The sequence below is a fragment of the Streptomyces sp. NPDC047886 genome (genome assembly GCF_043204435.1).
Taxonomy (GTDB): Bacteria; Actinomycetota; Actinomycetes; order Streptomycetales; family Streptomycetaceae; genus Streptomyces.
The window spans coordinates 344,738-356,442 of record NZ_JBIDCF010000007.1 but is presented as its reverse complement, the minus strand read 5'-3'; the positions used below and the strand labels follow the sequence as shown (position 1 = coordinate 356,442).

Annotated in this window: 9 protein-coding genes; 8 read left to right on the top strand and 1 reads right to left on the bottom strand. The window is 73.5% G+C overall.

Features of this window, described 5'->3' with window-relative positions:
- The first annotated feature begins 57 nt into the window (after nt 1-57).
- Genes ACGF5U_RS24395 through ACGF5U_RS24360 form a run of 8 tightly spaced genes read left to right on the top strand, consistent with a single transcriptional unit; the run spans nt 58 to nt 10,102 of the window.
- Nucleotides 58-858 carry a TIGR03084 family metal-binding protein gene (locus ACGF5U_RS24395; protein ID WP_392718261.1) on the top strand — a complete coding sequence of 267 codons (801 nt, stop codon included), beginning with the start codon at nt 58-60 and terminating at the stop codon, nt 856-858.
- Nucleotides 855-2,525 carry an acyclic terpene utilization AtuA family protein gene (locus ACGF5U_RS24390; protein WP_392718188.1) on the top strand — a complete coding sequence of 557 codons (1,671 nt, stop codon included), beginning with the start codon at nt 855-857 and terminating at the stop codon, nt 2,523-2,525. Before ACGF5U_RS24395 ends, ACGF5U_RS24390 begins: the two co-directional genes overlap by 4 nt.
- Nucleotides 2,522-4,120, top strand: a complete 1,599-nt coding sequence (locus ACGF5U_RS24385; RefSeq protein WP_392718190.1) for an acyl-CoA carboxylase subunit beta — start codon at nt 2,522-2,524, stop codon at nt 4,118-4,120. Before ACGF5U_RS24390 ends, ACGF5U_RS24385 begins: the two co-directional genes overlap by 4 nt.
- A gap of 10 nt (nt 4,121-4,130) precedes the next feature.
- Nucleotides 4,131-6,035, top strand: a complete 1,905-nt coding sequence (locus tag ACGF5U_RS24380; protein WP_392718192.1) for an acetyl/propionyl/methylcrotonyl-CoA carboxylase subunit alpha — start codon at nt 4,131-4,133, stop codon at nt 6,033-6,035.
- A complete protein-coding gene (locus tag ACGF5U_RS24375) occupies nt 6,032-7,165 on the top strand; it encodes an acyl-CoA dehydrogenase family protein (protein WP_392718194.1) in 1,134 nt (377 codons plus the stop codon). The genes ACGF5U_RS24380 and ACGF5U_RS24375 overlap by 4 nt, the downstream gene beginning before the upstream one ends.
- 59 nt (nt 7,166-7,224) lie before the next feature.
- Nucleotides 7,225-8,787 carry a 4-coumarate--CoA ligase family protein gene (locus tag ACGF5U_RS24370; protein WP_392718196.1) on the top strand — a complete coding sequence of 521 codons (1,563 nt, stop codon included), beginning with the start codon at nt 7,225-7,227 and terminating at the stop codon, nt 8,785-8,787.
- Nucleotides 8,784-9,521, top strand: a complete 738-nt coding sequence (locus ACGF5U_RS24365; protein WP_392718198.1) for an enoyl-CoA hydratase family protein — start codon at nt 8,784-8,786, stop codon at nt 9,519-9,521. The genes ACGF5U_RS24370 and ACGF5U_RS24365 overlap by 4 nt, the downstream gene beginning before the upstream one ends.
- Nucleotides 9,509-10,102 carry a TetR/AcrR family transcriptional regulator gene (locus ACGF5U_RS24360; protein ID WP_392718200.1) on the top strand — a complete coding sequence of 198 codons (594 nt, stop codon included), beginning with the start codon at nt 9,509-9,511 and terminating at the stop codon, nt 10,100-10,102. Before ACGF5U_RS24365 ends, ACGF5U_RS24360 begins: the two co-directional genes overlap by 13 nt.
- A 370-nt stretch (nt 10,103-10,472) precedes the next feature.
- On the opposite strand, the gene ACGF5U_RS24355 is transcribed toward ACGF5U_RS24360, so the two are convergent.
- Complete coding sequence (locus ACGF5U_RS24355) at nt 10,473-11,573, bottom strand: citrate synthase 2 (protein ID WP_392718202.1); 1,101 nt, start codon at nt 11,571-11,573, stop codon at nt 10,473-10,475.
- Between the last annotated feature and the right edge of the window lie 132 nt (nt 11,574-11,705).

Below are 11,705 nucleotides of genomic sequence, written 5' to 3'. Positions count from 1 at the left end.
CCCGACCCCGCACCCACCCCCGGCCCCGCCGCCGGGACCCGCCACTCCGCTGGTTCCGTGCACGCCGCAGGTTCCGTGCTGGACGATCTGCGGGACGAGGGCGACGACCTCGACCGCCTCGTCGCGGGGCTGAGTCCCGACCTGTGGGCGAGGCCCACACCCGCCCCCGGGTGGACCGTCGCCCATCAGATCGCCCATCTGGCCTGGACCGACGAGGTCGCCCTGCTCGCGGCCACGGACCCCGACGCGTTCGCGGCCCACACCGCCGAGGCCATCGCCGCACCCGACACGTTCGTGGACCAGGGCGCCGACGAGGGCGCGAGCCTGCCGCCCGGCGCGCTCATCGCCCGCTGGCGCACCGCCCGCGAACGCCTCGGGCAGACCCTCCGCAGCGCCCCGCCCGGCACCCGGATCCCCTGGTACGGCCCGCCGATGAGCGCCACCGCCCTCGCCACCGCCCGGCTGATGGAGACCTGGGCGCACGGCCAGGACGTCGCCGACGCGCTCGGCGTCGTCCGCGCCCCGACCGCCCGGCTCCGCCACGTCGCCTGGATCGGCGTCCGCGCCCGCGGCTACGCCTACGCCGTACGGGGCCTGCGGCCGCCGCCCGCCCCGGTACGCGTCGAGCTCACCGCCCCCGACGGGGGCACCACCTGGACGTACGGGCCCGACGACGCCGCCCAGTACGTCACCGGACCCGCCCTGGACTTCTGCCTCCTGGTCACCCGGCGCGCCCACCGCGCCGACGTCGCCCTGCACGCCACCGGCCCCGACGCCGACCGGTGGCTCGACATCGCCCAGGCGTTCGCCGGGCCGCCGGGGCCCGGCCGGGCACCCCGCGAGGAGGCCCGCGCATGACGCGGCCGCTGCGCATCGGCAACGCCTCCGGCTTCTACGGCGACCGTTTCGACGCCGTCCGCGAGATGCTCACCGGCGGTGAACTCGACGTCCTCACCGGCGACTACCTCGCCGAACTGACCATGCTCATCCTCGGCCGCGACCGGCTCAAGGACCCCTCCCTCGGATACGCCCGCACGTTCCTGCGGCAGATGGAGGAGGGCCTCGGCCTGGCCCACGAGCGAGGTGTACGGATCGTCGCCAACGCCGGAGGGGTCAACCCGGCCGGACTCGCCGAAGCCCTGCGGGCCCTGGCCGGAAAGCTCGGCCTGCCCGTGCGGATCGCCCACGTCGAGGGCGACCGGCTGCCCCTCCCGCCCGGCGTGCTCGCCGCCCACGCGTATCTCGGCGGCGCCGGCATCGCCGCCTGCCTCGACGCGGGCGCCGACGTCGTCGTCACCGGCCGGGTCACCGACGCCGCCCTCGTCAGCGGGCCCGCCGCCGCCCACTTCGGCTGGGGCCCCGAGGAGTACGACCGGCTCGCCGGCGCCGTCGTCGCCGGACACGTCCTGGAGTGCGGCACCCAGGCCACCGGCGGCAACCACCCGTTCTTCCAGCGGTACGACGTCACCCGGCCCGGGTTCCCGCTCGCCGAGATCCACGCCGACGGCACGTCCGTCATCACCAAGCACCCCGGCACCGGCGGAGCCGTGACCGTCTCCACCGTCACCGCACAGCTCCTGTACGAGACGGCGGGCGCCCGCTACCCCGGACCCGACGTGACCGCCCGCCTCGACACCGTGCGGCTCACCCAGGACGGGCCCGACCGGGTGCGGATCGGCGGGGTACGGGGCGAAGCGCCGCCACCCACCCTCAAGGCGGGGCTGACCCGGCTCGGCGGCTGGCGCAACGAGGTCGTGTTCGTGCTGACCGGACTCGACATCGAGGCCAAGGCCCGGCTCGTACGCGAGCAGATGGCCGACGCCGTCGCCGGGGCCGCCGACGTCCGCTGGGAACTCTCCCGTACCGACCGCCGGGACGCCGAGACCGAGGAGACCGCGAGCGCCCTGCTCCGCCTCGTCGTACGGGACCCCGACCCGGAAGCGGTGGGCCGCGCCGTCTCCGGCGCCGCGATCGAACTCGCCCTGGGCAGCTACCCCGGCTTCCACGTCACCGCGCCACCCGGAAAAGGCGCGCCGTACGGGGTGTTCGAGGCGGTGTACGTCGACCCCGGCGACGTCCCGCACACGGCGGTGCTCCCCGACGGGCGCCGCCTCGCCGTCGCCCACCCCGCCCGCACCCGCGCCATGCGGCCCGTACCCGAACCGCCCCTGCCGCCGCCCCCGCCGCCCGGACCAGCCCGCCGCGCGCCCCTCGGCCGCGTCGCCGGTGCCCGCAGCGGCGACAAGGGCGGCGACGCCAACGTCGGGGTGTGGGCGGAGACCGACGACGCCTGGCGGTGGCTGGCCCACACCCTCACCGTCGACCGCTTCCGCGCCCTGCTCCCGGAGACCCGCGCCCTGCCGGTCGTACGCCACTGCCTCCCCGGGCTCCGGGCGCTCAACTTCACCGTCACCGGCCTCCTCGGCGAGGGCGTCGCCGCGCAGGCCCGGTTCGACCCGCAGGCCAAGGCGCTCGGCGAATGGCTGCGCGCCCGGCACCTCGACATCCCGGAGGTCCTCCTGTGACCGTCCTCGCCTCCGCCCTGGACACGGCCGGCACCGCGTACGCCGCCCACCGTGCCGACATGCTCGCCAAACTCGACGAGCTGACCGCACAGCACGCGAAAACCCTCGCGGGCGGCGGCGAGAAGTACGTCGCCCGCCACCACGCGCGCGGCAAACTCCTCGCCCGTGAACGCGTCGAGCTGCTCCTCGACCCCGACACCCCGTTCCTGGAACTGTCCCCGCTCGCCGGCTGGGGCAGCGACTACACCACCGGCGCCTCCCTCGTCACCGGCATCGGCACCGTCGAGGGCGTCGAGTGCCTGATCACCGCCAACGACCCGACCGTACGCGGCGGCGCCTCCAACCCGTGGACCCTCAAGAAGGCGCTGCGCGCCAACGAGATCGCCCACGCCAACCGGCTCCCCGTCATCTCCCTCGTGGAGTCCGGCGGCGCCGACCTGCCGTCCCAGAAGGAGATCTTCATCCCCGGCGGGGCCCTCTTCCGCGACCTGACACGCCTCTCCGCCGCCGGGATCCCCACCATCGCCGTCGTGTTCGGCAACTCGACCGCCGGAGGCGCGTACATCCCCGGCATGTCCGACCACACCGTCATGATCAAGGACCGGTCGAAGGTGTTCCTCGGCGGACCGCCCCTGGTCAAGATGGCCACCGGAGAGGAGAGCGACGACGAGTCGCTCGGCGGCGCCGACATGCACGCCCGCACCTCGGGACTCGCCGACCACTACGCCCTGGACGAGCCGGACGCGCTGCGCCAGGCCCGCCGGATCGTCGCCCGCCTCAACCACCGCAAGGCGCACCCCGCCCCCGGCCCCGCCCGGCCGCCCGTCCACGACGAGGACGAGCTCCTCGGCATCGTCCCCGGCGACCTGAAGAGCCCGTTCGACCCGCGCGAGGTCATCGCCCGGATCGTCGACGGCTCCGACTTCGACGAGTTCAAGCCCCGCTACGGCACCAGCCTCACCACCGGCTGGGCGGCCCTCCACGGCTACCCCGTCGGCATCCTCGCCAACGCCCAGGGCGTGCTGTTCAGCGCCGAGTCCCAGAAGGCGGCGCAGTTCATCCAGCTCGCCAACCAGCGCGACATCCCCCTCCTCTTCCTCCACAACACCACCGGTTACATGGTCGGCAGGGAGTACGAGCAGGGCGGCATCATCAAGCACGGCGCCATGATGATCAACGCCGTGTCGAACAGCCGCGTCCCCCATCTCTCCGTCCTCATGGGCGCGTCGTACGGCGCCGGGCACTACGGCATGTGCGGCCGGGCCTACGACCCGCGCTTCCTCTTCGCCTGGCCCAGCGCCAAGTCCGCCGTCATGGGCCCGCAGCAGCTCGCCGGCGTCCTGTCGATCGTCGCCCGGCAGTCCGCGGCCGCCAAGGGACAGCCGTACGACGACGAGGCCGACGCCGCCCTGCGCGCCATGGTCGAGCAGCAGATCGAGTCCGAGTCCCTGCCGATGTTCCTGTCCGGGCGGCTGTACGACGACGGGGTCATCGACCCGCGCGACACCCGCACCGTCATCGGACTGTGCCTGTCGGCCATCCACACCGCCCCGGTCGAAGGCGCACGCGGCGGCTTCGGCGTGTTCAGGATGTGAGGCGCCAAAAATGATCACCTCTGTCCTCGTCGCCAACCGCGGCGAGATCGCCTGCCGCGTCTTCCGCACCTGCCGCGAACTCGGCATCGCCACCGTCGCCGTCCACTCGGACCCGGACGCCGAAGCCCTCCACACACGCCTGGCCGACGCGACGGTACGACTGCCGGGCGCCGCGCCCGCCGACACGTACCTGCGCGGCGACCTGATCGTGAAGGCGGCGCTCGCGGCGGGCGCCGACGCCGTCCACCCCGGCTACGGCTTCCTCTCCGAGAACGCCGGCTTCGCCCGTGCCGTCACCGACGCCGGGCTGACCTGGATCGGCCCGCCACCCGAGGCCATCGAGGCCATGGCGTCCAAGACGCACGCCAAGAAACTCCTCGGCATCCGCTCCCTGGAACACGTCACCGCCGGCGACCTCCCCGTCCTCGTCAAGGCCGCGGCGGGCGGCGGCGGGCGCGGCATGCGCGTCGTCCGCGAACTCCCCGCCCTGGACGAGGCGCTGGAGGCGGCGCGGGCCGAGGCCCTGTCCGCGTTCGGCGACGGGGAGGTCTTCGTCGAACCGTACGTGGAAGGCGGCCGCCACATCGAGGTGCAGATCCTCGCCGACCGCCACGGCACCGTATGGGCCATCGGCACCCGCGACTGCTCCCTCCAGCGCCGCCACCAGAAGGTCGTCGAGGAGGCCCCCGCCCCCGGCCTGCCCCCGCACATCGCCGACTCCCTGTACGACACGGCCGTACGGGCGGCCCGCGCGACCGGCTACGTCGGCGCCGGCACCGTCGAGTTCCTGCTCGGCCCCGACGGCACCACCGCCCACTTCCTGGAGATGAACACCCGGCTCCAGGTCGAACACCCCGTCACCGAGGCGGTCTACGGGATCGACCTGGTCGCCCTCCAGCTCCGCGTCGCCGAAGGCGCCCCGCTCCCGCCCGAACCACCCGCCCCGCGCGGCCACGCCGTGGAGGCCCGCCTCTACGCGGAGAACCCGGCCGACGGCTGGACCCCGCAGACCGGCACCGTCCACGCCCTCGACGTACCGGGCGTGCGCCTCGACAGCGGATACGGGCCCGGCGACCCGATCGGCGTCCACTACGACGCCATGCTCGCCAAGGCCGTCGCCCACGCCCCCACCCGCGCCGAGGCCGTCCGCGCACTGGCCCACGCCCTGGAACGGGCACGCGTCCACGGCCCCGTCACCAACCGCGACCTCCTGGTCCGCTCCCTGCGCCACCCCGAGTTCACCGAGGGCCGCGCCGACACCGCCTTCTACGACCGCCACACCCCCGCCCTGACCACCCCGCCCCCCGGCGAGGAGTACGCGGCGATCGCGGCGGCTCTCGCCGACGCGGCGGCCCGCCAGGGCGAAGGACCCGGGCCCGGAGCCTGGCGCAACCTCCCGTCGCGGCCCCAGACGAAGACCTACGAAGGCCACGCCACGCACGAGGTCCGCTACCGCCGCACCCGCACCGGCCACACCCTGGACGACCACCCCGACGTCCGCGTCGTGGCCGCCACGCCCACCCGGGTCCGCCTGGACATCGACGGAGTCGTCCGCCCGTACACCGTCACCGCCTACGGCGACGCCACCGTCCACGTCGACACCCCCACCGCGTCCCACCGCCTCACCGCCCGCCCCCGCTTCACCGACCCCACCGCCCACACCGAACCCGGCTCGCTGCTCGCCCCCATGCCCGGCACCGTCGTCCGCGTCGCGGACGGGATACGGCCCGGCGACCGGGTCGAAGCAGGACAGGCCCTGCTGTGGCTGGAGGCCATGAAGATGGAGCACCGCGTCGCCGCTCCCGCCGCCGGCACCCTCACCGCGCTCCACGCCGTCCCCGGCCGCCAGGTCGAGGTCGGCGCCCTGCTCGCCGTCGTACAGCCCGAACCGCCCGTACAGGAGGACCAGGCATGACCGGCACCATCGAGACCGACGAACAGACCGCCCTGCGCTCCGCCGTGGCCGCCCTCGGCCGCCGGCACGGCCGCGACCACGACCACGACGCCCTGTGGGCCGAGGCGGGGAAGCTCGGTTACCTCGGCGTGAACCTCCCCGCCGAGTACGGCGGCGGAGGCGCCGGAATCACCGAACTCGCCACCGTCCTCGAAGAGCTGGGCGCGGCCGGCTGCCCGCTCCTCATGATGGTGGTGTCGCCCGCCATCTGCGGCACGGTCATCGCCCGCTTCGGCACCGACGAACAGAAACGGCACTGGCTGCCCGGCCTCGCCGACGGCACCCGCACCATGGCCTTCGGCATCACCGAACCCGAGGCCGGCTCCAACGCGCACCGCATCACCACCACCGCCCGCAGGACCGCCGACGGCTGGAGCCTCACCGGACGCAAGGTCTTCATCTCCGGCGTCGACATCGCCGACGCGACCCTCATCGTCGGCCGCACCGAGGACGCGCGCACCGGCACCCTCAAACCGTGCCTGTTCATCGTGGAGCGCGACACGCCCGGCTTCCACCGCACCGCCATCGACATGGAACTCCACGCCCGCGAAAAGCAGTTCGAGCTCACCCTCGACGACGTCAGGCTCCCCGCCGACGCACTCGTCGGCGACGAGGACGCCGGGCTCCTCCAGCTCTTCGCCGGACTCAACCCCGAACGGATCATGACGGCCGCGTTCGCCGTCGGCATGGGCCGCTACGCCCTCGCCAAAGCCGTCGCCTACGCCAGGGAACGCCAGGTCTGGAAGGCCCCCATCGGCGCCCACCAGGCCATCGCCCACCCCCTCGCACAGGCCCACATCGACCTGGAACTGGCCCGCCTCATGATGCGCAAGGCCGCCCACCTGTACGACACGGGCGACGACGCCGGGGCCGGCGAGGCCGCCAACATGGCCAAGTACGCGGCCGCCGAAGCCTGCGTCAAGGCCGTCGACCAGGCCGTGCACACCCTCGGCGGCAACGGACTCACCCGCGAGTTCGGCCTCGCCGCCCTCATCACCGCGTCACGCGTCGCCCGCATCGCCCCCGTGAGCAGGGAGATGATCCTCAACTACGTGTCGCACCAGTCCCTGGGTCTCCCCAAGTCGTACTGACGGCGCCATCCTGGCCGCACCGCACCACCCGTCCTCTGGCCCGCGCCGAAGGGATCGCCATGGTGTTCCACAGCGACTACGCGGATGTCCCGCCCGTGTCCCTGCCCATCCACGAGGCCGTACTCGGCCGGTCGGCCACCGCGTACGCGGACACGCCCGCCCTCGTCGACGGCGTCGGCGGCACCACCCTCACCTACGCCCGACTGGGCGCCCAGCACCGGCGCGTCGCCGCCTCCCTCATCGGCTCCGGACTCCGCAAGGGCGACGTACTGGCCCTGCACAGCCCCAACTCCATCGGCTACCCGGCCGTCTTCTACGGCGCCACCCGCGCGGGCGCCGCCGTCACCACCGTCCACCCGCTGGCCACCGCCGAGGAGTTCGCCAAGCAGCTCCGCGACGCCGGAGCCCGCTGGATCGTCACCGTCTCCGCGCTCCTCGGCACGGCCCGCCGCGCGGCGGAACTCGCCGGCGGAATCCGCCAGATCATCACCTACGACACCCCGACCGCCTTCGCCCCCACCACACCCGCACCCCCCGAGCCCGTCATCGACCCGGCCGAGGACATAGCGGCCCTCCCGTACTCCTCCGGCACCACCGGCGTACCCAAGGGAGTGATGCTGACCCACCGCTCCATCGCCACGAACCTCGCCCAGCTGGAGCCGACGATCCCCCTCGGCCACGGCGACCGGATCCTCGCCGTCCTGCCGTTCTTCCACATCTACGGCCTGACCGCCCTGATGAACGCCCCACTGCGGCAGGGCGCCACCGTCGTCGTACTGCCCCGCTTCGAACTCGGCCAGTTCCTCGCCGCGATCGAGAAGCACCGCATCAACGGCCTGTACGTCGCACCGCCGATCGTCCTCGCCCTCGCCAAGCACCCGATCGTCGCCCAGTACGACCTGTCCTCGCTGGAGTACCTGGTCAGCGCCGCCGCCCCGCTCGACGCACAGCTCGCCGACGCGTGCTCGGCCCGGCTGAACCTGCCACCCGTACGCCAGGCGTACGGCATGACCGAACTGTCACCCGGCACCCATGTCGTCCCCCTCGACGCCCCCCACCCGCCCCCCGGCACCGTCGGCCGGCTGCTGCCCAGCACCGAGATGCGGATCCTGTCCCTCGAAGACCCCGACAAGGACGCCGCCCCCGGCGAGAAGGGCGAGATCGCCATCCGCGGCCCCCAGGTCATGAAGGGCTACCTCGGCCGCCCCGACGCCACCGCCGCGATGATCGACGCCGACGGCTGGCTCCGCACCGGCGACATCGGCCGCGTCGACGCCGACGGCTGGCTGTTCGTCGTCGACCGGGTGAAGGAACTCATCAAGTACAAGGGCTTCCAGGTCGCCCCCGCCGAACTGGAGGCGCTGCTCCTCACCCACCCCGCCGTCCGCGACGCGGCGGTGATCGGCGTACCCGACGACGACGGCAACGAGATCCCCAAGGCGTACGTCGTCGCCGACGAACTCACCGAGGGCGACATCATCGACTTCGTCGCGGGGCAAGTCGCTCCGTACAAGAAGATCCGGCGCGTCGAGTTCATCGACGCCGTGCCCCGCGCCACGACCGGGAAGATCCTGCGCCGCGAACTCAGGGCACGCGAGACCGCACCAGGGAGCGAGACATGACCGCACTCGTCACCACCGCGCACGAGCGGGGCGTCACCACCCTCACCCTCGACGCCCCCGACACCCGCAACGCCCTGTCCGCGCGACTCGTCACCGACCTCGCCGACGCCCTGACCGCCTGCGGCAAGGACCCCGCGGTACGGGCCGTGGTCCTCGCCCACACCGGCACCACCTTCAGCGCGGGCGCCGACCTGAAGGCACCGCCCAGCCCGTACGCGTTCGTGGCGCTGCTCCGGCAGATCGTGGAACTACCCAAGCCGGTGGTGGCCCGCGTGACCGGACACGTCCGCGCCGGCGGACTCGGCCTCGTCGGGGCGTGCGACATCGTCGCGGCCGCCCCGACCGCCGACTTCGCCCTCACCGAGGTACGCATCGGAGTGGCCCCCGCGGTCATCTCGCTCGTCCTGCTCCCCCGCCTCGACCCGCGCGCCGCCACTCGCTACTACCTCACCGGTGAACGCTTCGACGCGGCCGAGGCCACCCGCATCGGCCTGGTCACGGTCGTGGCGGACGACGTGGACACGGCGCTCGCCCCCGTCCTGCACGGCCTGCGCAGGGCCTCACCCCGGGGACTCGCCGAGTCCAAGCGCCTGGTGACGGCTAGGGTGCTGGAAACCTTCGAGCGCGACGCGGAAGATCTCGTACAGCGCTCGGCGTCGCTCTTCGCCTCGGCGGAGGCACGCGAGGGAATGACGGCCTACCTAGAACGACGGGACCCCGTATGGGCGATCTGACCCCGGCATCCGCCCGGGGCCCGAAGCAGGACCGCAGCAGGGCGACAAGGCAGCGGCTCCTCGAAGCCGCCGTGGCCTGCCTGGCCCGACGAGGCTGGGCGGGCTCCACGGTCTCCGTGGTCGCCGAGCACGCCGGCGTCTCGCGCGGCGCGGCCCAGCACCACTTCCCGACCCGCGAGGACCTGTTCACCGCGGCCGTCGAGTACGTCGCCGAGGAACGCTCCCACGCCCTGCGCGCCCTGCCCGGCAAGAGCCGCCCCGAAGTCGTGGCGGCCCTGGTCGACCTCTACACCGGCCCGCTGTTCCGGGCCGCGCTCCACCTGTGGGTCGCCGCGTCCAACGAGGAGCAGCTCCGCCCCCGGGTCACCGAACTAGAAGCCCGCGTCGGCCGCGAGACACACCACATCGCGGTCGAACTGCTCGGCGCCGACGAGTCCGTCCCGGGCGTCCGCGAAACCGTCCAGGGCCTTCTCGACATGGCCCGCGGCCTGGGCCTGGCGACCCTCCTCACGGACGACTCGGCCCGCCGCGACAGGGTGGTCGCCCAGTGGTCCAAGATCCTCGACAAAACGCTCCCCTGACGGAAACGGCGCCCCGCAAGAGCCCGCACCCACCCAGGCGGAGTGTTCCCCCCGGAAGGAACCCCGCACAGGCCCGCCCAACCCACCCACCCACCCACCCAGGTGGAGGGTTCTCCCCGCCCGGAAGGGGCCGTGCAGGGTCGCCCCCGCAGGGGTTGGCGGCTTCGGAACGGCGCCCAAGACCAGGGCCCGAGGCCGCCGACCCCGAGGAGGTGAGCCCGGAGCGGCCCCGACCCCCCCACGACGGAGAACGCACCCACCCGGGGTCGAACCCACCCGGGGTCGAACCCACCCGGGGTCGAACCCACCCAGGGTCGAACCCACCCAGGGTCGAACCCACCCAGGGTCGAACCCACCCGGCGGCGGACCGTCAGCCGACGATGTCCTCGTACCCGGCGATCTCGCGGGGGCTGCGCGAGCCCGGACCGACGTACCGCGCCGAAGGCCGCACCAGCCGCCCCGTCCGCTTCTGCTCCAGGATGTGCGCCGACCAGCCGGCGGTCCGCGCGCAGGTGAACATGGACGTGAACATGTGCGCCGGGACCTCCGCGAAGTCCAGCACGATCGCGGCCCAGAATTCCACGTTCGTCGCCAGCACCCGGTCCGGCCGCCGGTTGTGCAGCTCCTCCAGCGCGGCCTTCTCCAGCGCCTCCGCCACCTCGAACCGAGGCGCGGCCAGCTCCTTCGCGGTGCGGCGCAGCACCCGCGCCCGAGGGTCCTCGGCCCGGTACACGCGGTGGCCGAAGCCCATCAGCCGCTCACCCTTGTCGAGCGCCTGCCGCACGTACGCCGCCGCGTCCCCGGTCCGCTCGATCTCCTCGATCATGCCGAGCACCCGGGACGGGGCGCCGCCGTGCAGCGGCCCGGACATGGCGCCCACGGCACCGGACAGCGCCGCCGCGACGTCCGCGCCGGTCGACGCGATGACGCGCGCGGTGAACGTCGACGCGTTCATGCCGTGCTCGGCGGCGGACGTCCAGTACGCGTCGACGGCCTTGACGTGCTTCGGGTCCGGCTCGCCGCGCCAGCGGATCATGAACCGCTCGACCACCGACTGCGCCTTGTCGATCTCGCTCTGCGGCACCATCGGCAGCCCCTGCCCGCGGGCGCTCTGCGCCACGTACGACAGGGCCATCACGGCGGCCCGCGCCAGGTCGTCACGGGCCTGCTCGACGTCGATGTCGAGCAGCGGCCGCAGGCCCCACACGGGCGCCAGCATGGCCAGCGCGGACTGGACGTCGACGCGGATGTCACCGGAGTGCACCGGGATCGGGAAGGGCTCGGCGGGCGGGAGGCCGGGGTTGAACGCCCCGTCGACGAGCAGGCCCCACACGTTCCCGAAGGAGACCTGGCCCACGAGGTCCTCGATGTCGACGCCGCGGTACCGGAGAGCGCCGCCCTCCTTGTCCGGTTCGGCGATCTCCGTCTCGAACGCGACGACTCCCTCGAGCCCGGGTACGAAGTCGGACATCTGGCGGCTCCTCGTGATGAAGTGTGTGGAGGGAACAGTGACCCAGCGCAAGAGTCTGTCGGGTTCCTCCGATGCGCGGAAGCGTGACATCAGGCACAGTCCGCCGAATCGGTCAGGGAGGATTAACGGCAC

Bases quoted from the DNA above. Each gene is read 5' to 3' on its own strand.
- ACGF5U_RS24390 (WP_392718188.1), top strand. From the start codon at position 855: ATGACGCGGCCGCTGCGCATCGGCAACGCCTCCGGCTTCTACGGCGAC.
- ACGF5U_RS24380 (WP_392718192.1), top strand. From the start codon at position 4,131: ATGATCACCTCTGTCCTCGTCGCCAACCGCGGCGAGATCGCCTGCCGC.
- ACGF5U_RS24375 (WP_392718194.1), top strand. From the start codon at position 6,032: ATGACCGGCACCATCGAGACCGACGAACAGACCGCCCTGCGCTCCGCC.
- ACGF5U_RS24370 (WP_392718196.1), top strand. From the start codon at position 7,225: ATGGTGTTCCACAGCGACTACGCGGATGTCCCGCCCGTGTCCCTGCCC.
- ACGF5U_RS24365 (WP_392718198.1), top strand. From the start codon at position 8,784: ATGACCGCACTCGTCACCACCGCGCACGAGCGGGGCGTCACCACCCTC.
- ACGF5U_RS24360 (WP_392718200.1), top strand. From the start codon at position 9,509: ATGGGCGATCTGACCCCGGCATCCGCCCGGGGCCCGAAGCAGGACCGC.
- ACGF5U_RS24355 (WP_392718202.1), bottom strand. From the start codon at position 11,573: ATGTCCGACTTCGTACCCGGGCTCGAGGGAGTCGTCGCGTTCGAGACG.